The 22,068-nt window shown below is 72.1% G+C and carries 17 protein-coding genes; 9 read left to right on the top strand and 8 right to left on the bottom strand.

Annotated features, from left to right (window positions below; all coding sequences use genetic code 11):
- Positions 1-58: 58 nt before the first annotated feature.
- The 4 genes from ABZS77_RS27555 to ABZS77_RS27540 all read right to left on the bottom strand — a co-directional run bounded on the left by ABZS77_RS27555 (position 59) and on the right by ABZS77_RS27540 (position 4,254).
- Positions 59-880: an NAD(P)-dependent oxidoreductase gene (locus ABZS77_RS27555; RefSeq protein ID WP_354828663.1), complete on the bottom strand. Its 822-nt coding sequence runs from the start codon at positions 878-880 to the stop codon at positions 59-61.
- A gap of 34 nt (positions 881-914) precedes the next feature.
- Positions 915-2,060 (bottom strand): alcohol dehydrogenase catalytic domain-containing protein, encoded by a 1,146-nt coding sequence (locus tag ABZS77_RS27550; protein ID WP_354828660.1) that lies wholly within the window; start codon positions 2,058-2,060, stop codon positions 915-917.
- Positions 2,057-3,511, bottom strand: coding sequence for an aldehyde dehydrogenase family protein (locus ABZS77_RS27545; protein ID WP_354828658.1), 1,455 nt, complete (start codon positions 3,509-3,511; stop codon positions 2,057-2,059). Before ABZS77_RS27545 ends, ABZS77_RS27550 begins: the two co-directional genes overlap by 4 nt.
- Before the next feature lie 86 nt (positions 3,512-3,597).
- Positions 3,598-4,254 (bottom strand): TetR/AcrR family transcriptional regulator C-terminal domain-containing protein, encoded by a 657-nt coding sequence (locus tag ABZS77_RS27540; protein WP_354828656.1) that lies wholly within the window; start codon positions 4,252-4,254, stop codon positions 3,598-3,600.
- A gap of 97 nt (positions 4,255-4,351) precedes the next feature.
- Between ABZS77_RS27540 and ABZS77_RS27535 the strand changes: the two genes are divergently transcribed.
- Positions 4,352-5,524, top strand: a complete 1,173-nt coding sequence (locus tag ABZS77_RS27535) for an acyl-CoA dehydrogenase family protein (protein ID WP_354828653.1) — start codon at positions 4,352-4,354, stop codon at positions 5,522-5,524.
- A gap of 3 nt (positions 5,525-5,527) precedes the next feature.
- Here ABZS77_RS27535 and ABZS77_RS27530 read toward each other — a convergent pair whose 3' ends face one another.
- Complete coding sequence (locus ABZS77_RS27530; RefSeq protein WP_354828649.1) at positions 5,528-6,565, bottom strand: aminotransferase class V-fold PLP-dependent enzyme; 1,038 nt, start codon at positions 6,563-6,565, stop codon at positions 5,528-5,530.
- A 161-nt stretch (positions 6,566-6,726) separates the two neighbouring features.
- Entirely contained in the window at positions 6,727-8,904 is a 2,178-nt protein-coding gene (locus ABZS77_RS27525; protein ID WP_354828646.1) for an FUSC family protein, read from the bottom strand.
- 106 nt (positions 8,905-9,010) lie between these two features.
- On the opposite strand from ABZS77_RS27525, the gene ABZS77_RS27520 reads away from it, so the two are divergent.
- Positions 9,011-10,141, top strand: a complete 1,131-nt coding sequence (locus tag ABZS77_RS27520; protein WP_354828643.1) for a hypothetical protein — start codon at positions 9,011-9,013, stop codon at positions 10,139-10,141.
- Positions 10,142-10,217: 76 nt separating this feature from the next.
- On the opposite strand, the gene ABZS77_RS27515 is transcribed toward ABZS77_RS27520, so the two are convergent.
- On the bottom strand, positions 10,218-11,603 hold the full coding sequence (locus ABZS77_RS27515; protein ID WP_354828640.1) for a cation:dicarboxylase symporter family transporter: 1,386 nt from the start codon (positions 11,601-11,603) through the stop codon (positions 10,218-10,220).
- A gap of 82 nt (positions 11,604-11,685) precedes the next feature.
- Between ABZS77_RS27515 and ABZS77_RS27510 the strand changes: the two genes are divergently transcribed.
- The 4 genes from ABZS77_RS27510 to abc-f all read left to right on the top strand — a co-directional run bounded on the left by ABZS77_RS27510 (position 11,686) and on the right by abc-f (position 16,031).
- Positions 11,686-13,272: a sensor histidine kinase gene (locus ABZS77_RS27510; protein ID WP_354828637.1), complete on the top strand. Its 1,587-nt coding sequence runs from the start codon at positions 11,686-11,688 to the stop codon at positions 13,270-13,272.
- Positions 13,269-13,964, top strand: coding sequence for a response regulator (locus ABZS77_RS27505; RefSeq protein ID WP_354828634.1), 696 nt, complete (start codon positions 13,269-13,271; stop codon positions 13,962-13,964). The genes ABZS77_RS27510 and ABZS77_RS27505 overlap by 4 nt, the downstream gene beginning before the upstream one ends.
- Positions 13,961-14,092, top strand: a complete 132-nt coding sequence (locus tag ABZS77_RS27500) for a hypothetical protein (RefSeq protein ID WP_354828631.1) — start codon at positions 13,961-13,963, stop codon at positions 14,090-14,092. The genes ABZS77_RS27505 and ABZS77_RS27500 overlap by 4 nt, the downstream gene beginning before the upstream one ends.
- Before the next feature lie 301 nt (positions 14,093-14,393).
- Complete coding sequence (abc-f, locus tag ABZS77_RS27495; protein WP_354828628.1) at positions 14,394-16,031, top strand: ribosomal protection-like ABC-F family protein; 1,638 nt, start codon at positions 14,394-14,396, stop codon at positions 16,029-16,031.
- Between the two features lie 51 nt (positions 16,032-16,082).
- Here the strand turns inward: abc-f and dnaE are convergent, their stop codons facing one another.
- Positions 16,083-19,613 carry a DNA polymerase III subunit alpha gene (gene dnaE, locus ABZS77_RS27490; protein WP_354828626.1) on the bottom strand — a complete coding sequence of 1,177 codons (3,531 nt, stop codon included), beginning with the start codon at positions 19,611-19,613 and terminating at the stop codon, positions 16,083-16,085.
- 134 nt (positions 19,614-19,747) lie between these two features.
- Between dnaE and ABZS77_RS27485 the strand changes: the two genes are divergently transcribed.
- The 3 genes from ABZS77_RS27485 to ABZS77_RS27475 all read left to right on the top strand — a co-directional run bounded on the left by ABZS77_RS27485 (position 19,748) and on the right by ABZS77_RS27475 (position 22,005).
- On the top strand, positions 19,748-20,368 hold the full coding sequence (locus ABZS77_RS27485; RefSeq protein ID WP_354828623.1) for an L-threonylcarbamoyladenylate synthase: 621 nt from the start codon (positions 19,748-19,750) through the stop codon (positions 20,366-20,368).
- 351 nt (positions 20,369-20,719) lie between these two features.
- Positions 20,720-21,061, top strand: coding sequence for a PadR family transcriptional regulator (locus ABZS77_RS27480; protein WP_110564981.1), 342 nt, complete (start codon positions 20,720-20,722; stop codon positions 21,059-21,061).
- Positions 21,058-22,005: a permease prefix domain 1-containing protein gene (locus tag ABZS77_RS27475; protein WP_354828620.1), complete on the top strand. Its 948-nt coding sequence runs from the start codon at positions 21,058-21,060 to the stop codon at positions 22,003-22,005. The genes ABZS77_RS27480 and ABZS77_RS27475 overlap by 4 nt, the downstream gene beginning before the upstream one ends.
- Positions 22,006-22,068 lie beyond the last annotated feature (63 nt).

The following is a 22,068-nucleotide window of genomic DNA, read 5'->3' as shown; positions in this document are numbered from 1 at the left end:
GAAGGAGCCGGCCCACCCGGTTGCGGGTGGGCCGGCTCCCTGCCGCTCGATGCCCGGCTCAGGAGGCCGGCTGGTCCGCCCCGACGTGCCGCAGCGAGTACGCGGCGGCGGTGAAGGCGCCGCCCTGCGGAGCCGCCGGATCGACCGGGTCGCGCGAACCGGGCACCCGGTCGGCGAAAATCTCCGCGTCGTCCACCGGCAGATAGCCGAGCCGCGCCCCGGCCGTGGTGTCCCAGAACGCCCGGGTGTTGGCGGACACCGCGTACGCGGTCACGAAGTGCACGTCGGGAGCGGTGAGAGCCGCGCGAACGAAGCCGATGCCGTCGCGCGGGCTCAACCAGGTCGCCAGGTAGCGGGCCTCGTCCGGCTCGTCCTCGAAGCTGCCGATGCGCAGGCACACCACCGACAGGCCGAACTTGTCGGCGTACAGGCGCCCGAGCGCTTCGACGGCGGCCTTGCTCACCCCGTAGAAGCCGTCCGGTCGGACCGGGTCGTCCGGCCCGACCACCTGGCCGACCGGGTAGAAACCGGTGACCCGGTTGCTGCTGGCCAGGACGACGCGCCCCACCCGCTGCCGGCGGGCGGCCTCCAACACGTGGTACGTGCCCAGCACGTTGCTGTCCAGCAGGTCGGCCAGGGGCGCCTCGTCCGGCAGCCCGGCCAGGTGCACCACCGCGTCCGCTCCCTCGAGTGCGGCGGTCACGGCGTCGGCGTCCGCCAGATCCAGGTGAACCACCCGGTCCGTCGGCGACTGCGGACGCAGGGGCACCCGATCGACGAGGACGAGGCGGCGAACCTCGTCGCGCAGGTGCCGGCAGACCGCCGAACCGATGCGACCCGCGGCACCCGTGACAACGACAGTGCCCAGACGTGAATCCATGACGCCATCCTGCCGGTCCGCACCGACACGATGCTCAGTCCAGCGTGACCACCCAGCGGGCGCCCTCGCCCCGGGCGAGCCGGTCGAACGCCGCGGGCGCCTCGTCCAGTGTGATCGTGCCGCTGACCAGCAGACCCAGATCGAGCGTGCCGGCGGACAACTCGGCGGCCAGCACCGGCACCTCCCGGTCCGGGTCGGACGAGCCGTACACCGAGGAGCGCAACGTCCGGGCGGAGTGGAAGATGTCGAGCGCGCCGAGGCTGACCATGTCGTCCTTGGCGCCCATGCCGACCACGGTCACCGCTCCCCCGCGCCGGGTCAGCCGCCAGGCGGCGCGGATGGTGGCGGCGCGGCCGACGCACTCGAAGGCGTGGTCGACGCCCCGGCTCTCCGTGCGCGCCCGTACCTCCTTGGAGAGCCGGTCGTCGGCGAGCAGGAAGTCGGTCGCCCCGGCGGCCATGGCCAGGTCCCGCTTGGCCTCGGCGACATCGACGGCGAGGATCGTCGTGGCGCCGGCCCGGCGGGCGGCGGTGAGCACGGCGAGCCCCACCCCACCGAGGCCGACGACGGCGACGGACTCGCCCGGCGCCACCTCGGCGGTGTTGCGGACCGCGCCGACACCGGTGAGCACCGCGCAGCCGAGCAGCGCCGCCTGGTCGGCGGGCAGTCCGGCGGGGATCGGGATGACGGCGCGCTGCGGCACCACCACCGCCTCGGCCAGCGCGCCCAGGCCGAGGGTCAGGTGCAGGGGTACGCCGTCATCGGTCTCGCCGCGCGGCACGGTCGGGGCGGTGGTGGCGGCGCAGAGCCACGGCTCGCCGCGTCGGCACCACCAGCAGTCCCGGCAGGCCGGCGCCCAGTTGAGCACCACCGGGGTGCCGACGGTCAGGTCCACGCCCGGCCCGGTCTCGGCCACCACCCCGGTCGCCTCGTGCCCGAGCACCAGCGGGAACCTCGCCGCGAGGGTGCCGTTGGCCATCGACAGGTCGGAGTGGCAGACACCGGCGGCGGTGATCGTCACCCGCACCTCGCCGGGGCCGGGAGCGGGCAGGCGTACCCGCTCGACCCGCAGCTCGGCGCCGGACCCGCGCGCGACAAGCGCGCGGACGGTGACCGGCGCGGACGCCGGCCCGGTGACGGTCGTCGGCCCGGTGTCGGTCGTCGGCTCGGGAGCGCTCATCGCTGGATCGCCTTCAGCTCGCAGAACTCGGCGAGCCCGTGCACGCCCAGTTCGCGGCCGAGCCCGGACTGCTTGTAGCCGCCGAACGGCGCGAGCGGGTTGAACGTCGCGCCGTTGATGTCGACCGCTCCGGTGCGTAGCCGCCGGGCCACCGCGACGGCCGCGTCGGTGTCGGCGGACCAGACCGCGCCGGCCAGCCCGTACCGCGAGTTGTTGGCGATGGCGACGGCCTCGTCGGTGTCGGCGAACGGGAGGACGGCGAGCACCGGGCCGAAGACCTCCTCCTGGGCGAGGGCGCTGTCGGGGTGCACGTCGGCGAAGACCGTCGGCGCGACGAAGTGGCCCCGGTCCGGTACGGGTGCGTCGGGGCCGCCGGTGACCAGCCGGGCGCCGTCGGCGAGGGCCCGCCCGACGTGGCCGCGGACCCGTTCGGCCTGGGCGGCGGAGACCAGCGGGCCGAGCCGGGTGGCCGGGTCGAACGGGTCGCCGAGGCGGTAGGCGGCCACCGCAGTGGCGATCAGGTCGAGCGCCTCGTCGTACCGGTCGCGGTGCACCAGCATCCGGGTCCACGCCGTGCAGGTCTGCCCGGAGTTGAGCAGCGCGTTGCCGACGCCCACCTTGACCGCGGTGGCCAGGTCGGCGTCCGGGAGGATGACGTTCGCGGACTTGCCACCCAGTTCCAGCGCGACGCGGGCGATCCGGTCGGCGGCGAGCCGCATGATCCGCGTGCCGGTGGCGGTGGAGCCGGTGAACGACACCAGGTCGACGTCGGGGTGCCCGGCCAGCGCCTCGCCGACGACCGGGCCGGTGCCGGGGACGAGGTTGAGCACACCGGGCGGCAGTGCGGCCTCGGTGACCGCGTCGAAGAGCAGGTACGCGGTGAGCGGTGTCAGCTCGCTGGGTTTGAGCACCACCGTGCAGCCGGCGGCGAGCGCGGGCGCCACCTTCGCCATCACCTGGTGCAGCGGGTAGTTCCACGGGGTGATCGCGCCGACCACACCGATCGGCTCGCGGACCACCAGGGAGTTGCCGATGGTCTCCTCGACCGGTGGGCGGGCGGCGAGGCCGACGTGATCCCGCAGGACGGTCAGCGGCAGGCCGACCTGCACCCGGGTGGCGAGCTTGAGGGGGGCGCCCAACTCCACGGCGATGGTGCGGGCGAGGTCGTCGGCGCGTACGGCGAGCGCGGCGTGCAACCGGTCGAGGTGCGCGGAGCGTTCGGCGGGCGCGAGCGCCGCCCAGCCGGGGAAGGCGGCGCGGGCGGCGGCGACGGCGGTGTCCACGTCGGCGGCCGTGCCGGCGGGTACCTGCCCGATCGTCTCGCCGGTGCTCGGGCACTCGACGTCGATCACGTCGGTGCCGGCGGGGGCGGTCCACTCACCGCCGACGTGCAGGTGGCGGCGGAGGCGCAGGGCGTCGGGTAGCTGCGACGGCGGGGCGGCGAGGTCCATGGCGTCCCTTCGGGGGTGGGCGGGGGCGATGGTGGTGGACGGGGCGATGGTGGTGGGCGGCGAAACTAGCGCTGGGAGTTTGGACGCTACCCGTTCGCCCGGGTGGACTCCACCGGGTCGACGGTGCGGGCGTACTCGGCGGTCAGACCGTGCAGCAGGGCGTCCAGGCCGAGGGCGAACGCGCCCTCGTCCACGCTCTGCTGGTGCTCGGCGAGGCGGTGCGCGTCGCGCAGGTGGGGGTAGTGCGCCGCGTACAGCTCGGGGTCCTCGACGAAACCGCGGGCGAACGAGCCGAGCGCCGACCCGGCCACGAAGTAGCGCAGCGCCGCGCCGATGTGGGTGGCCCGGGCGGGCGGCCAGCCGGCGCGGACGAGGCCGCCGTACACCGCGTCGGCCATGGCGAGGGCGGCCGGTCGCCGGCCGGGCCCCTGGGCCAGGTACGGCACGATGTTGGGGTGCGCGGTGAGCGCCCGCCGGTACGACCAGGCCCAGTCGCGCAGCGCGGCGACCCAGTCCCGGCCGGCGAAGCCAGTGGTGTCGACGGCGCCGGCGACCCTGTCGGCGACCGCGTCGAGGATCTCGTCCTTGGTGGCGAAGTGGTTGTAGAGCGACGGACCGCGCACGCCCAACTCGGCGGCGAGCCGGCGGGTGGAGAACGCCGGCAGGCCCTCGGCGTCGATGAGCGCGGTGGCGGTCTCGACGATGAGCTGCCGGGTGAGCCGGGGTTGGCGGGGTCGGGGCACTGCGCTCCTCGCGGTCGCGGCGGCCGGGTCTGGACGCGGCAAAACTTACACCGCTAGTTTAAGGGTGACCGGCCGCACCGACGCCAGGAGGACCATCGTGGACTTTTCGCTGACCGACGAGGAGCGGGCGGTACGGGACACCGTCCGGTCGTTCATCCAGCGCGAGGTGATGCCCCTGGAGGCCGAGGTGCTGCGCCGGGAGCGGGCGCACCAGCCGGGCCTGGAGCACTCCGAGGTGCGCGAGCTGCAACTCAAGGCCCGCAAGTTCGGCTTCTGGGGGCTGGCCACCCCCGAGGAGTACGGCGGGATGAACCTGCCGGCAGTCCTCCAGTCGTTGATCTGGACGGAGCTGGGCCGCACGTTCGTGCCGTTCCGCTTCGGCGGGGAGGCGGACAACATCCTGTTCCACGCCACCGACGAGCAGAAGCGCGAGTTCCTCATCCCGACCATCGAGGGTGAGCGGCGGTCCTGCTTCGCGATCACCGAGCCGGGCGCCGGTTCGGACGCCGCCAACATCCGGCTGTCGGCCCGCCGCGACGGCGACGACTGGGTCCTCGACGGCGAGAAGACCTTCATCACCGGCGGCCACGACGCCGACTTCGCCATCGTGGTCGCGGTGACCGACCGGGAGAAGGGCGCCCGCAACGGCGGCGCCACCGCGTTCCTGGTGGACCGGTCGATGGGGTGGCGGTCGGAGTTCATCCAGACCATGGGTGAGGGCGGGCCCGCGTCGTTGATCTTCGACGGCGTACGCGTGCCGCACCGCAACATCCTCGGCGAGATCGGGCAGGGCTTCACCCTCGGCATGGAGTGGATTGGCAAGGGCCGCTACACCATCCCGTCGCACGCCATCGGCATCGCCGAGCGGGTCCTGCAGATGGCGATCGAGTACGCCAACACCAGGGAGACCTTCGGCGCGAAGATCGGCACCAACCAGGCCATCCAGTGGATGATCGCCGACTCGGAGACCGAGCTGGAGGCGGCCCGCTGGCTGGTGCTGCGCTCGGCGTGGACGGTCGACCAGGGCATGGACCCGCGGCACGCCTCGTCGATGGGCAAGCTCTACGGCGCCGGCATGGTCAACCGGGTGGTCGACCGGGTCCTCCAGATCCACGGCGGCATGGGCTACACGCGGGAGCTGCCCATCGAGCGCTGGTACCGGCAGGTCCGGCTCTACCGGATCTTCGAGGGCACCGACGAGATGCAGCGCCTGATCATCTCCCGTGACCTGCTGCGCGGGTACACGAAGATCGGCGGTCACCTGGCCTGAGGGTCAGCCGATCAACGCGGTGAGCGCGGCGTCCACGTCGGCCTCGGTGGAGTAGACGTGGAAGGAGGCCCGGACCCGCCCGGCGCGCACCGCCGCCCGGATGCCGACCGCCTCCAGACGCCGCTTTGCGTCAGGCACGTCGACGGCGACGATGGCGCTGTCCCCCGGTGGCCGGCCCAGCCCGGTCAGGAACCGGTTGGCCAGCGCCACGTCGTGCTCCCGGATCGCCGCCACGCCGATCTCGGCGACCAGCTCCATGGCGGGCGCCGCGCCCACCCAGCTGAACCAGGCCGGTGAGATGTCGAACCGGCGGGCGTCGTCGGCCAGCCGCAGCGGCGGGCCGTAGTAGGAGGCGTGCGGGTCACGGCCTGCGAACCAGCCGGCCGCGTCCGGGCGCAGGCGGTCGCGCAACGCCGGGGCCAGATAGGCGTACGCGGTGCCGCGCGGATTCATCAGCCACTTGTAGCCGCCGACCGCCACCACGTCGGCGAGGCTCCCGTCGAAGGGCAGCCACCCGCACGCCTGGGTCGCGTCGACCACCACCCACGCGCCGTGCGCGCGGGCGGCGGCCACGATCTCGTCGTACGCGGCGACCGACCCGTCGGCGGACTGCACCAGGCTGAACGCGACCAGGTCGGTGTCGGCGTCGATCGCGTCGACGAGGCCGTCCACGGGCACCGTGCGGACCGTGACGCCCCGCTCCTCCTGGACCAGCCAGGGGAACAGGTTCGAGGTGAACTCGACCTCGGGCACCACCACCGTCGCCCCCGGCGGTAGCGCCGCCGCGACCGGCGCGAGCATCTGGGAGACGGTGGCGCCGACCGCCACATCGCCGTCCGGCACGCCGATCAGACCGGCGAACGCGGTACGGGAACGCCGCACCGAGTCGCCCCAGCCCTCCCACGACGTGCTGCCCACCCGCCAGTCGGACAGGGCCTCCTGCAACGCCGTCCACGCCGGCTCGGGCGGCAGCCCGTAGGAGGCGGTGTTCAACCAGCCGGGCTCCGGCTTCCACAACTGCTGCGCCTGCGTGATCCCCATGCCGTCGACGCTAGGCGGCCGGGCACCTGTGGGCCACGGCCAATAGACGATCGGCGGCCCGCGGGACCGGTGGCCGGGAATGCCAACGAGCGAGCCGCAACCGGGACCCCACCCATGGGAACGACCACGATCGGTGAGCCCGGCGTGTCGACCGGGACTCGTCACTGCCTCGTACGCCGTCCGGACGGCTCGTCGGCGGCGGGTGCGTGGATCCGGGCGAGGGTGTCGGCGAGGCCGGCGAGCCACCTGTCGACCTCCACGAGATGGCGCACCGACGCGGCGTCGGACGCGCCGAGCAGGGGGCGGACCCGGTCCAGCTCGTGCACACAGTTGCCGGGAACGGGCAGCGGCGCCGCCGTCCGGCCGTGTGCCACCTCGGCGGCGAGGTCGTCGTACGCCGAACGCAGGTGCCCGGCGGTGTCCCGCAGCAGGGCCGCGGCGGCGGGCCAGCCGGCGAGGCAGCCCGGCGGGTTGCGGCGCAGCAGCGACTCGACGCCGGGCACCACGCGGTGCCCGGCGCTGAGGACCACGTCCCAGCTCACCTGCTGTCGGTGCGGGTCGTGCCGCTCGGCCTGGAACTGGGAGTACGACGAGTCGACCAGGACCATCCGTCGACGGATCCGGTCGATCGCGGGCTCGGGGTGCGCGCCGCCGCCGAGCACCGCCTCGACGGTCCGCTCGACCGCGTCCCCGCTGGACGTCAGGAGGCGGGCGGCGTTGCGCCGCAGGTCGTGACCCGCGCCGCGCGGCCACATCGCCACCCCGGCGAGCACACCCACCACCGCGCCGAGCAGGACGTCGACCAGGCGTACCTCGGCGAGCCGCCACCCTTCGGGACTGAGCTGGGCGAACACGACGGTCAGCAGCACCGTGAACAGCGCCTGCTGCCAGACCGGCCCCAGCAGGCGACCGGCGCCGAAGGCCAGGATCAGGGTCACCGGCAGGACGACGGCGTAGACGACCGGTTCCTCGACGACGAGCATCACCAGGCCGCTGACGGCGGCGCCAGCGATGGTGCCCAGCAGCGCGGGCCGCAGCGCGGTGCGGGTGTCCGCCGCGGAGGTGCGCAGGACGGTGAGGGTCGCCAGCAGCACCCAGAAGCCGTGGGTGAGCTGCAGGACCCCCGCCGCCACGCGGGCGACGGCCAGCGCCACCGCCAGCCGCAGCGAACTGTGCAGGTGGGCCGAACGGGGCGCGAGGTGGGAGCGGAACTGCCGCCAGTACAACGTCCACGGGCCGTGCCGCGCGAACTCGAACAACCCCGACGGGTCGTCCGCGCCGTCGGCCCGCGACCCGGTGGCCACCCGGGCGCCGACGGCGAAGACCCGCACCTGGTCGGCGAGGGCCAGGGCCGTCGCGTCCCGGCACAGGCGGGCCACGTCCGGCACGTCACGGCCCACGGGGTACGCCGCCTCGGCCCGCCCGATGGCGACATCCAGCCCGCCGAGGTCGACCGGCGGGGCGCCCGGGGACAGGCTGCGTCCGGCGGCGCGGGTCGTGCCGGCGCCCGAACGCAGCAGCCCCGCCGCGGCGAGATCCGGGATCGGCTCCGGTGGGGCGTCCGCCGCCAGACGGTCCGCCTCGGAGAGCACCTCCCGTAACGCCGCCGCGCAGATCCGCAGCGCCCGGTCCTGCGAGCCCGCCGCCGTGGGCGCCCACGCCGGAGGGTTGCGGGCCAGGTCGAGAGCGGCGACCACGTCGTACGCCCGCCGGCGCCGCGCATCGCGACCACCGGGGCCGGCGTGCGGGTCGGCCAGTGCCTCCGCGGCGGTGTCGAGGAACGCGGCGACGCCGTCCGCCGCCTCGGCGAGCCGCTGCCGGTACGAGACCGGCACCGGATCGGGCCAGAGGAACACCTCGGCGGCGGCGAGCAGCACGATGGCGAGGGTGACGCCGCCGAGGCGCTGCGGCAGGGTGTCCGGCTGGTACGGCGGGAAGGACGCCAGGATGTAGAAGAGCTGGAACGCGCTGGCCCACCCCACCAGGCGCGGATTGCCGACCCCCGCGAACGCCACGACGAACCCGATCACCAGCATCCCGCCGGCCGCCGCCCACGTGCTCCACGCCACCAGCGAACCCGCCGCGACCAGCGCCCACACCACCGGCAGGGACGTGACGAGGATCCGCGCCCGCTGCGGCGCCGGACCGGGCAGCTGCGCGAACGAGCCCGCCGCGATCGTGCCGAACAGGGCGTACGTGGCGAGCATCGGACTGCCCGCCCCGTACCGGCAGGCGTAGAAAACCACTGACGCGACGAGGGTCAGCCGGGCGGCGCGCCGCAGGACGGCGTACCCCGGGTCGCGGGTGCGCAGCGCGCCCAGGAGGCTGGTTCCGCGCACGCCTGCTCCCCCGGGTCCGTCGCAGCACCCCTCCCCCCGGTCCCCCATTGTCCACGGTGCCTCTCGGTGGCGGCGCGTTTCGCGGCAACCCTGGCAGGATGCTGCGGTGCGCATCACCCCTTGTCTCGTGACGTCGTTCCGGGTCCCGTCGAACTCCCCTCGCGTACCCGGTTCGCCCAGCACCGCCGACACTCCCGCCGTTCAGCGCTGGCCGCATCGTCGACTCGTCGTCATCCGACGGGACGACGAGTTGCGGGCGTACGACCTCGACCGGCTCGTCGCCGGCGACGACGCTCCCGCCGCGCGGTTTCCCGCGCCGTGGCCGCGCCGGGCGGGCGGGGTCGACGCGGTGAGCCCCGACCTCGACGTGGCGGTCTTCAGCGGTTCGCACGCGCTGCACGCGGTCGACGCGACGGGCGCGCCGCGGTGGCGGATACGGCACGCCTGCTGGGTGTCGCACTGCCCGTCACTGCACGAGTCCTACGAGGAGTACGCGGACGACGGTGAGCACCGCCACCCGGATCGAGGCTCGTGCGGGATCAGCGCGGACGGCTCCACGGTCTGGGCGCATGTGCGCACCCCGCTGCCGGACGACGCCGAACCGGCGTACGACGAGGAGTGGCTCGTCGTCGACGCCATCGACGGCCGGATCCTCGGGCGGGTCCCGACCGGCACCGCGGCCGCCGGCTCGCACCACGTCCCCCACCCTGACCCGGGTCAGATGGGCCTGAGCATCGGCGAGGGCCAGGACGGTGTGCCGCTGCGGTGGGGGCGGTGGGACGGCGTGCGGTTGACCGTCACGTCCATCGGCGACGACGACCGCTGCCTCGTCGACGTCAGTCCGTCCGGGGAGCTGCTCCTCACGGTCGCGCACCAGCAGGGTGATCTGGCGGTCCACCGGCTCCCCGACGGGGCGGTGCTCCACGAGGTCGCCGCCGATCAGCTCCACCCGCGGCCGGCGTCGGACCTGGCGGAGGATCCCTACTGGGACTACCTGTGCGGCTTCGTGGACGAGCGCACGGTGATCGCGAGCGCCGCCGAGGACGATGACGAGGGGTACGGCCACCAGCGGCACTGGCTCGTCGACGCGACGCGGGGCGAGGTGCTCGGCCGGGTCGAGTACCCGGTGCCCGTGTCGGAGAGCCCGATGGCACTCGGGGACGGCACCTGGCTCACCTGCGGCGAGGACCCCTTCCACCTCCTGCTGTGGAGTCGTGAGCCGACACGTCCACAGTGATCGGCACGAGTTCGGCGGTACCGGGGTGCGCTGGTGGCGGGGACACCCCGGTGTCGCCGAGCCGGAGCCGGTCCCGTCAGGCAGGCACGGCCGTCGCCTTCTCGCCGTCGGACCGCCGCGCCGCCGTCTCGTCCTCGTCGTCGTGCTCGTCGAGCATGGTCGCCTCGTCGAACGGGTCGTCGCCGCGCAGCACCCCCGCCGCCCGTTCCCTGTCGAACTCGCCGGTCCAGGTGCCCACCAGCACTGTCGCCACGGCGTTGCCGGCGAAGTTCGTCAGCGCCCGGGCCTCGGACATGAACCGGTCGATGCCGACGATCAGCCCGACGCCGTCGACGAGGTCCGGGCGGTGCGACTGGAGTCCACCGGCGAGCGTGGCCAGTCCGGCGCCGGTGACGCCCGCCGCTCCCTTCGAGGCGATGACCATGAACAGCAGCAGCGAGATCTGCTCCCCGACGGCGAGCGGCTTGCCCAGCGCGTCGGCGATGAACAGCGACGCCATGGTCAGGTAGATGGCCGTGCCGTCGAGGTTGAACGAGTACCCGGTCGGCACCGTGATGCCGACGACCGGCTTGCTGACACCGAAGTGCTCCATCTTGGCGATCAGTCGCGGCAGCGCCGACTCGGACGACGAGGTGGAGAGGATCAGCAGGAACTCCCGGCCCAGGTAGCGCAGCAGCGAGAAGATCGAGATCCGGGCGATGAACCAGAGCAGCGCGCCCAGGACGACAAGCACGAAGATCAGGCAGGTGGCGTAGAAGCCCACCATGATCTGGGCGAGGCTCTTGAGGGCGTCCACGCCTGTCGCGCCGACCACGGCCGCCATCGCGCCGAACGCGCCGATCGGCGCCAGCCACATGATCATGGCGAGGACCTTGAAGACGACCCGCTGGATGACGGCGATGGCCCCGAGCACCGGTTCGCCGCGCCGACCCATGGCCTGTACGGCGAAGCCGACCAGCAGCGCGACCAGCAGCGTCTGGAGCACCTCGCCCTCGGTGAGCGCGGAGAGCAGCGTCGTCGGGATGATGCCGAGCAGGAACTCCACGGTCCCGCCGGCCTCGTCGCCGGCGGCCGCCTTGCCGGCGCCGGCGAGGTCCGCACCGAGGTTCAGGCCGGAGCCGGGGTGGATGAGGTTGCCGACGACCAGGCCGATGGCGAGCGCGACAGTCGACATGGTCAGGAAGTAGCCGAGGGCGAGGCCACCGACCTTGCCGACCTTCGCGGCCTGCCGGACGGAGCCGACGCCGAGCACGATGGTGCAGAAGATGACCGGGCTGATCATCATCTTGATCAGGTTGACGAAGCCGGTGCCGATCGGCTTGAGTTCCTTGCCGAAGTCAGGGGCGACCAGGCCGACCACGATGCCGGCGAGCACCGCCACGATGACGGCCAGATACAGGTAACGGGTACGGTCCCGGCGAGCCGACGGCTCCGCCGTGGTGGTGGCTGCGGTGGTGTCCATGTCGACAATGTGAAGCGCGTCTCACCCGTTGACAGCCTTGCGGTCATTCTGTTCACCGCGAAAACCCCGGGAGGTGGTGGAGGTGGCCCGACGCCAGTGGAGCATCGCGGGGCAACTCTTCGCCCTTCAGGCGATGGTGGTGACGCTGCTCGTGCTGGCCGGGGCGGCGGGCGCCGTGTGGCTGGCCCGCAGCGACTCCCGCCAGGCAGCGCAGGAGGAGGTGCTGGCGGTGGCGCAGACCGTGGCCGGCTCCCCCGACGTCCGCGCGGCTCTCACCACCGCCGACCCGGAACGCGTCCTGCAGCCGTACGCCGAATCGACCCGACTCGCGACGGGCACCGACTTCGTGGTGGTGATGGCCCCCGACCGCACCCGCTTCTCGCACCCGACGCGGGAGTTGATCGGCAAGCCGTTCGTCGGGGACATCGGACCCGCCCTGGCGGGCCAACCGTTCACCACCACGAACGTCGGCACGCTCGGCGAGTCGGTGCGCGCGGTCGTCCCGGTGTACGACGAGCGGCAGCGCATCGTCGGCCTGGTCTCGGTGGGCATCACCACCCGCGCGATCGACCGTAAGCTGCTCGGCCAGTTGCCGGTGCTGTTCGGTGTGGCCGCACCGGCTCTGGCGCTCGCCGCGACCGGGTCCTGGCTGCTCAGTCGCCGACTGCGGCGCCAGACGCACGGTCTGGGGCCGGCGCAGATGACCCGGATGTACGAGTACTACGACGCGGTCCTGCACTCGGTGCGTGAGGGTCTCGTGGTGCTGACCACCGACCGGCGGATCGCCCTGGTCAACGACGAGGGTCGCCGGCTGCTGGGGCTCGACGCGGACGCGCCGGTGATCGACCAGCCGGTCGCCGGGATCGACCTGCCGCCCGCGGTGGCCGACCTGCTCGGCTCCGGCCGCGACGCCCGCGACGAACCGGTCCTCGCTGGCGACCGGGTGCTCGTCGCCAACCAGCGGACCACCCGCTTCGAGGGCGCGGTGCTCGGCACCGTGCTGACCCTGCGCGACCAGACCGACCTACGCACCCTGGCCAGCGAACTGGATTCGGTACGCGCGCTCACCGAGGCGTTGCAGGCGCAGACCCACGAGTCGGCCAACCGGCTGCACACCGTGCTGACGCTTGTCGAGTTGGGCCGCACCGAGGAGGCCGTCCGGCTCGGCACCCGGGACCTGGCCATCGCCCAGCAGCTGACCGACCGGGTGGTCGGCGCGGTCACCGAGCCGGCCCTCGCCGCGCTGCTGCTCGGCAAGTCCGCGCAGGCCGGCGAACGCGGAGTGGACCTGGTCATCGAACCGGACTGCCGCCTCGACGACAGCCCCCTGCCCAGCGGCGACCTGCTCACCGTCGTCGGCAACCTCGTCGACAACGCGCTCGAGGCGGTGGCCGGCACCCCGGCGCCCCGGCGGGTACGCGTCTTCGTCGGCGCGGTCGACGACGAACTGGTGGTACGGGTCGCCGACAGCGGTCCCGGCCTCGCCCCGGATCGGGTGGCCGACGCGTTCCGGCGCGGCTGGTCCACCAAGAGCACCGGGCGCGGCCTCGGCCTGGCCCTGGTCGGTCAGGTGGTCCGCCGGCACGGCGGCAGCTACCAGGTGGGCCGCTCCGACGACGGCGGCAGCCTGTTCACCGTCCGCCTGCCCGGTGGAGGTGGACGGTCGTGACCGACATCCGGGTGCTGGTCGTCGAGGACGAACCGCTGCTGGCCGAGGCGCATTCCGCGTACACGGAACGGGTTCCCGGTTTCGTGGTCGTCGGGGTGGCACACACGGCGCGGGCGGCGATGGCGGCCCTGCGCGCCAACGACGGCGGCGACGTGGACCTCGTACTCCTGGATTTTCGGCTGCCCGACCTGCACGGCCTGGACGTCTGCCGGGCGCTGCGGGCCGCCGGCAGCAGCGTCGACGTGTTGGCGGTGACGTCCGCGCGGGACCTCGCGGTGGTGCGCACGGCGGTGTCCCTCGGGGTGACCCACTACCTGCTCAAACCGTTCACGTTCGCCGCGTTCCGCGACAAGCTGGAACGGTACGCGGACTACCGCGCGCAGGCCCTCGCCGACGGTGAGGTGGCCGCGCAGCACGACGTGGACCGGATGTTCGCCACCCTGCGCGGCACCGCCGGGCACTCCCTGCCCAAGGGGCTCGACGCGCAGACCCTCAACCGGGTACGCGCAGCCCTCACCGACGGGACCGGCACCCAGGCGGGGCTGTCCGCGACCGAGGTGGGCGGGCTGACCGGCATCTCCCGGGTGACCGCCCGCCGCTACCTGGAATATCTGGTGACCGTCGACCGAGCGGCCCGCAGCCCCCGCTACGGCACCCCCGGCCGCCCCGAGGTCGAGTACCGCCCCCGGTGAGCGAACTGCAACTCAGCCTGATCGCCTCCGTGGACGACCTGGCACGCCCAGACCTGTTCGAGTCGGACGACGAATCAGATGCTTTCCTCGCTGACCTCTACGTCTCCCGGCGGGCCGGTGCCGCGTGAGTCTCGTCGTCCTGGACACCGATGTGGCATCGGCGATCCTGCGAGGGCGGCTCCCTGACCGTCTCCGTGAACCAGGTGGCGGGGTGAAGATCCGTTGTTAGACTTTCGGCGTTGGGTTGGTGGTACGACCAGGGAGACCAGACATGGCGGGTGACGACGACATCTCCGGGTGAGACCGGATGTGTTCGGCCATCGGTTCGGCGCGCGTAGGCGCAGCCACCGAGGCCATGCCGTCGTTCCACCGGTTCCCGTTGTCGTCGGGCAGCCTAGGCGCGCCCACCCCACCCCTGAGGTCACTCGCATGTCTGATGCGTTCATCGTCTGCTCGAACCTGTCGTTCTCCTGGCCGGACGACACCCCGGTCTTCTCGGACCTGTCCTTCACCGTCCCGGGCGGTCGCACCGGCCTGGTCGCCCCCAACGGCGCCGGCAAGAGCACCCTGCTGCGGCTGATCGCCGGAGAGCTGCGGCCCACCGGCGGCAGCATCACCGTCGACGGCCTACTCGGCTACCTGCCGCAGACCCTGCCGCTGGTCGGCGACCTGGCCGTGGCGCAGGTGCTCGGCGTCGCCGAACGGATCGCGGCCCTGCACGCCATCGAGGGCGGCGACGCCAGCGAGGTGCACTTCGCCACCGTCGGCGACGACTGGGACATCGAGGAACGCACCCGCGCCGAACTCGACCGGCTCGGCCTGGGCGAGCTGTCCCTCGACCGACCGCTGCACACCCTCAGCGGCGGGCAGGTGATCTCCCTGGGTCTGGCGGCGCAACTGCTCCGACGCCCCGACGTGCTGCTGCTCGACGAGCCGACCAACAACCTCGACGTGGATGCCCGGCACAAGCTCTACGACGTCCTCACCGACTGGTCCGGGTGCCTGCTGCTGGTCAGCCACGACCGGGAACTGCTGGACCGGATGGACCGCATCGCCGAACTGGAACAGGGCGAGATCACCTGGTACGGGGGCGATTTCACCGCGTACACCGAGGCGGTGCGGGCGGCGCGGGAGGTCGCCGAGAGCAACCTGCGCAACGCCGAGCAGGAGGTCAAGCGGGAGAAGCGGGAGATGCAGCAGGCGCGCGAACGGGCCGACCGGCGGGCCAGCAACGCCTCCAGGAACCTGAAGAACGCCGGGCTGGCCCGGATCGTCGCCGGCGGCCTCAAGCGCAGCGCGCAGGAGTCGGCGGGCAGGGCGCAGGAGACCCACTCGAACCGGCTCGGGCAGGCCAGGTCCCGCCTCGACGAAGCCGGCCGGGCGCTGCGCGAGGAGGACCGGATCGTCGTGGACCTGGCGGACACCACCGTCCCGGCCGGCCGGACGGTCTTCTCCGGTACGGGGATGCGGGCCCGCTTCGACGACCGGGACCTGTTCGGCGGCGACGGCGCGGACCTGGTGATCCGGGGGCCGGAACGGATCGCGCTCACCGGGGCGAACGGGACCGGCAAGTCGACACTGCTGCGCCTCGTCAACGGCGACCTCGAACCGGCCGGCGGTGAGATCCGGCGGGCCGACGGGCGGATCGCGTACCTGTCGCAGCGGCTGGACCTGCTGGACCTCGACCGAACGGTGGCGGAGAACTTCGCCGCGTACGCGCCGAGCCTGCCCGACGCGCGGCGGATGAACCTGCTCGCCCGGTTCCTGTTCCGGGGTTCGCGGGTGAACCTGCCCGTCGGGGTGCTCTCCGGCGGCGAACGGCTGCGCGCCACCCTGGCCTGTGTGCTCTGCGCCGAACCGGCGCCGCAACTGCTGCTGCTCGACGAGCCGACGAACAACCTGGACCTGGTCAGCGTCGGGCAGTTGGAGAGCGCGCTGTCCGCGTACCAGGGGGCGTTTGTGGTGGTCAGCCACGACGAACGGTTCCTCGCCGAGATCGGCGTGCAGCGCTGGTTGCGGCTGGCCGACGGCAAGCTGCGCGAGATCGCGGCCCCCGAGCGGGGCTGACCCCCGACGGCCGTGCGCGGCCCGGCCGGACCGGCCGGGCCGCGACCCGGCTCAGCTCACGTTGGCCGGGCCGAGGACGCTCTTCAGGTCACCCATCAGCGCGGTCGTCGCCGCCACCCGGAACGGACCCAGCCGCAGGGTGGTGGTGCGACCGCCGTTGAGCAGCTTCACGTGCACCTCGGTGTCGCCGGGGTGCAGCACCAGGGTCTCCTTGAGGCGTTCCACGAGCGGTGGCGTGCAGCGGTGCACCGGGATGGTGAGGGTGACCGGCTTGTTGGTGGCGCTGGTGCTGACGTCCGGCATGGACATGTCCATCGCCATGATGCGGGGGGTGTCGTCGCGGCGGTCCACCCGGCCCTTGACCACCACGATGGCGTCCTCGGCGATGTACTGCCCGATCACCTCGTACGTGTTGGGGAAGAACAGGGTCTCCACCCCACCGGCCAGGTCCTCCAGGGTGGCCGACGCCCACGCGCGGCCCTGCTTGGTGACCCGCCGCTGCACGCCGGAGAGGATGCCGGCGAGGGTGACGACAGCGCCGTCGGGCACCGCGCCGTCCTCGGCGAGGGACGCGATCGTGGTGTCGGCCGCCGCGTTGAGGATGTGCTCCAGGCCGAACAGCGGGTGGTCGGAGACGTACAGGCCGAGCATTTCCCGCTCGAAGGCCAGCTTGTCGCGCTTGTCCCACTCGCTGTCGCCGATGACCGGCATCACCGTCGTGCTGCCCGTGTCGGCGTCACCGAAGCCCGCGCCGAACAGGTCGTACTGGCCGACCGCCTCCTTGCGCTTGACGTCGGCGTACGCATCGATGGCGTCCGCGTGCACCGCGAGCAGACCCTTACGCGGGTGGTTCAGCGAGTCGAACGCCCCCGCCTTGATCAGCGATTCGATCGTCTTCTTGTTGCAGACCACCGCGTCCACCTTGGACAGGAAGTCGTAGAAGTCGGTGTAGTCGCCCTTCTCCTGGCGGCAGCGCATGATCGAGGCGACCACGTTCGCGCCGACGTTGCGCACCGCCGCCAGACCGAACCGGATGTCCTTGCCGACCGGCGTGAACGGCCCGGCCGAGGTGTTCACGTCCGGTGGGAGCACCTGGATGCGCATCCGGCGGCACTCGGACAGGTACAGCGCCATCTTGTCCTTGTCGTCGCCGACGGACGTCAGCAGCCCGGCCATGTACTCGGCCGGGTAGTGCGCCTTCAGGTACGCCGTCCAGTAGGAGACCAGCCCGTACGCGGCGGAGTGCGCCTTGTTGAAGGCGTACCCGGCGAACGGCACCAGGACGTCCCACACGGCCTGGATCGCCTCGTCGGAGTAGCCGCGCTCGCGGCAGCCGTCCCGGAACGGGATGAACTCCTTGTCGAGGATCTCCTTCTTCTTCTTGCCCATCGCCCGGCGCAGCAGGTCCGCCTGACCGAGGGTGTAGCCGGCGAGGATCTGCGCGGCGCGCTGCACCTGCTCCTGGTAGACGATCAGGCCGTGGGTGGGTGCCAGGATCTCCCGCAGCGGCTCCTCCAGCTCCGGGTGGATCGGCGTGATCTCCTGGAGGCCGTTCTTGCGCAGCGCGTAGTTGGTGTGCGAGTCGACACCCATCGGGCCGGGCCGGTACAGGGCCAGGACGGCGGAGATGTCCTCGAAGTTGTCAGGCTTCATCAACCGCAGCAGGGACCGCATCGGCCCGCCGTCGAGCTGGAACACGCCGAGGGTGTCACCGCGGGACAGCAGCTCGTAGGCGGCCTTGTCGTCCAGCGGCAGCGCCAGCAGGTCGAGCTTGAGGCCGTGGTTCAGCTCGATGTTCTTGACGGCGTCGTCGATGATCGTCAGGTTGCGCAGGCCGAGGAAGTCCATCTTCAGCAGCCCGAGCGACTCGCAGGTCGGGTAGTCGAACTGCGTGATGATCGCCCCGTCCGCGTCGCGGCGCATCAACGGGATGTGCTCGATGATCGGCTCGGCGGACATGATGACGCCGGCCGCGTGCACACCGGTCTGCCGGATCAGCCCCTCGATGCCCTTGGCCGTGTCGATCACCTTGCGGACGTCCGGGTCGGAGTCGTACAGGCCGCGGATCTCGCCCGCCTCGGCGTAGCGCGGGTGCTTGGTGTCGAAGATGCCGGTGAGCGGGATGTCCTTGCCCATCACGGCTGGGGGCATCGCCTTGGTGATCCGGTCGCCGACCGCGTACGGGAAACCCAGGACCCGGGCCGAGTCCTTGATCGCGGCCTTCGCCTTGATCGTGCCGAACGTGGCGATCTGGGCGACCTTGTCCTCACCCCACTTGTCGGTGACGTACTTGATCACCTCACCGCGCCGACGCTCGTCGAAGTCGATGTCGACATCAGGCATCGAGACACGCTCGGGGTTCAGGAACCGCTCGAAGATCAGGCCGTGCTGGATCGGGTCGAGGTCGGTGATGCCCAACGCGTACGCGACGAGCGAGCCGGCGGCCGACCCACGACCCGGACCCACCGCGATGCCCTGCTTCTTCGCCCACTGGATGAAGTCGGCGACGACGAGGAAGTAGGACGGGAAGCCCATCTGGTTGATGACGCCCAGCTCGTACTCGGCCTGGACGACGTGCCCCTCCGGGATGCCGTTCGGGTAGCGGCGGGCCAGGCCGGCGAAGGTCTCCTTGCGGAACCAGGACTCCTCGGTCTCCCCCTCCGGCACCGGGAAACGCGGCATCAGGTTGTGGAACTCGAACATCCCGGTCGGGTCGACCTTCTCGGCGACCAGCAGCGTGTTACGGCAGCCCTGCTGCCACAGCTCGGACGAGTCGACCGCGCGCATCTGGTCGGCGCTCTTGATGAAGTAGCCGCCGCCCTCGAGGCGGAACCGGTTCGGGTCGTCGATGTTGCTGGCCGTCTGCACGCAGAGCAGCACGTCGTGGGCGGTGGCCTGCTCCTCGACCGTGTAGTGCGAGTCGTTGGTGACCACCGGCGGGATGTTCAGCTTGCGGGCGATCTCGGTGAGCCCGTCGCGGACCCGGCTCTCGATGGAGAGGCCGTGGTCCATGATCTCGACGAAGTAGTTGTCCTTGCCGAAGATGTCCTGGTAGCTGGCGGCGACCTTGAGCGCCTCGTCGAACTGGCCCAGTCGCAGCCGGGTCTGCACCGCGCCGGACGGGCAGCCGGTGGTGGCCATGATCCCCTCGGCGTACTCGGCGATCAGCTCCATGTCCATCCGCGGCCACTTGATGTAGTGGCCCTCCATGGACGCCCGCGAGTTGAGGGTGAACAGGTTCTTCAGGCCCTGCGCGTTCTTCGCCCACATCGTCTTGTGGGTGATCGCGCCGTTACCGGAGACGTCGTCGCTCTTCTGCTCCGGCCGACCCCACTTGACCCGCGCCTTGTGGTAGCGCGACTCCGGCGCCACGTACGCCTCGACGCCCAGGATCGGGGTGATCCCGGCGGCCATCGCCTGCCTGTAGAAGTCGTTCGCGCCATGCATGTTGCCGTGGTCGGTGATCGCCACGGCCGGCATGCCGAGCCGGTTGGCCTCGGCGAACAGGTCCTTCAGTCGGGCCGCTCCGTCGAGCATCGAGTACTCGGTGTGCACGTGCAGATGCGCGAACGAATCGGCCATGCGTGGCGCCCCCCGGCGGTGTGGATCTAGGTGGTCGGAGCCGACCGGGACCTACCCTACCGAGGTGATCTCGGCGGCTCCACCGTCCGCGCCGAGGGTGGTCCGTGTCTCCTCGCAGCGCCTAGTCTCGGACCATGGCGAGGTACTACGACGTGCACCCGGAGAACCCCCAGCCCCGGATCATCGGCCAGGTCGCCGACCTGATCCGCGGCGGTGGGCTGGTCGCCTATCCGACGGATTCCTGCTACGCGCTCGGCATCCAACTGGGCAACCAGGACGGGCTGGACCGGATCCGGCAGATCCGACACCTCGACGACAGGCACCACTTCACCCTGGTCTGCCGGGACTTCGCGCAGCTCGGCCAGTTCGTCCAGATCAACAACGCGGTGTTCCGGCTGGTGAAGGCGTCCACCCCGGGCAGTTACACGTTCATCCTGCCGGCCACCCGTGAGGTGCCCCGCCGGATGCTGCACCCGAAGAAGCGGACCGTCGGCGTGCGGGTCCCCCGGCACACCGTGACCCAGGCGCTGCTGGCCGAGCTGGCCGAGCCGCTGGTGTCGAGCACCCTGGTCCTGCCCGGCGACGACGAGCCGATGACCCAGGGCTGGGAGATCAAGGAGCGGCTCGACCACCAGGTCGACGCGGTACTGGACGCCGGAGACTGCGGCAAGGAGCCGACGACCGTGATCGACCTGTCCGGTCCCGAACCGGAGATCCTGCGCCGGGGCGCGGGAGACGTGTCCCGCTTCGAGTAGCGCGTACGACGCGGCGAGCGCGTCATCCGACCACCTGGCCCGACGCCCTCTGGGCGCCGGGCCACCCTCGTGCGCGCCTCCTTTGCTCTGCTGCCGCATACGCACCGCCCGGCGGCGACCTGGTGGCGCATACGCACCGCCCGGCCGCCGACCTGGTGGCGCATACGCACCGCCCGGCTGTGACCTGGTGGCGCATCCGCGGCGGCAGAGCAAAGGAGGGTCGGAGGGCCTGGTCGGAGGGCCTGCGCGGTCCGTCGCCGGGGCCGGACGTGCGCCACCGCCGCACACCCCCTAGAGACGCGACGTTATAGGCGTAGACAATAGTGTGTGCCACACAGTATGGTGTGACACATGGTTAGCGAGGACGTTCTACGGACGCATCTACAGGAGTTGCGTCGAGGCACCGTCGTGGTGGCCAGCCTGGTTGCGCTCCGTCGACCGGACTACGGCTACGCACTGCTGCAACGGCTCACCGACCACGGCTTCCCGGTCGACGCCAACACCCTCTACCCGCTGCTGCGCCGCCTCGAGGACCAGGGGCTGCTGACCAGCGAGTGGAACACCGAGGAGAGCCGGCCGCGCAAGTTCTACCGGACCAGCGACGAGGGCGAGTCGATGCTGAGCCGGCTCCTGGACGATCTCGCCGCCGTACAGACCTCCATCACCGGGCTGATCCAAGGAGTCGACCGATGAACACCCTGACCGACCGCTACCTCGCCGCCACCCTCCGCTCGGTGCCCACCCAGCGCCGCGACGAGATCGCCACCGAGCTGCGCGCCTCCATCGGCGACATGATCGACGACCGCACCAGCGGCGGCGCCGACCCCGTCACCGCCGAGCGGGACGTGCTCACCGAGCTGGGCAACCCCGACCTGCTGGCCGCCCGGTACGCCGACCGTCGGCTTCAACTCCTCGGCCCGACGTACTACCTGGTCTGGTGGCGGCTGTTGAAGCTGCTGCTCAGCCTCATCCCGGCGATCGTCGGCACGATCGTCACCATCGTCAAGGTCTCCGAGGGAGACGGCTTCGGCGCCATCGGACCCGGCATCGTCGCGGCCATGCAGACAGGCGTGCAGATCGCCTTCTGGCTCACCCTCACCTTCGTCCTCATCGACCGGTTCCAACCGAGCACCGAACTGCCCGACTGGACGGTCGACCAGCTGCCCGACGTCCCCGCGCACCGGGACATCTCCCTGCCCGAGACCATCGCGTCAGTCGTCATGCTGCTGGTGACCATCGGATACCTGCCCTTCCAGCACTACCGGTCCTGGGTACGCGACACCGACGGCGACAACATCCCGATCCTCGACCCGTCGCTCTGGTCGTTCTGGCTGCCGGCGCTGATCGTCGTCCTGGCCGCCAGCGTGGTGTTCGAGATCGTCAAGTACCGGACCGGACGCTGGACCTGGCCGCTCTACGGGGCCAAGGCGCTGCTCAACCTGGCGTTCTCGGTGCCGGTGGTGTGGCTGGCCCTCACCGACCGGCTGCTCAACCCGGCCCTCGGGGAGCGCCTGAGCTGGCTGGCGGAGGCGGACAACCGCGACGTCCTCGGGGCGACCATCGCGGTCGGGGTGGCCGTGATCATGGTGTGGGACCTCATCGACACCGCCCTGAAGACCCGCCGCCAGACGGCGTGAGCGACACCCCCGCCCCGGCGGCCCCCCCCCCCCCCCCCCCCCCCCCCCCCGCCCCCGGCCCCG

The sequence above is a fragment of the Micromonospora sp. NPDC005298 genome (genome assembly GCF_040607375.1).
Classification (GTDB): domain Bacteria; phylum Actinomycetota; class Actinomycetes; order Mycobacteriales; family Micromonosporaceae; genus Micromonospora.
This window is presented reverse-complemented; position numbering and strand designations above follow the sequence as displayed.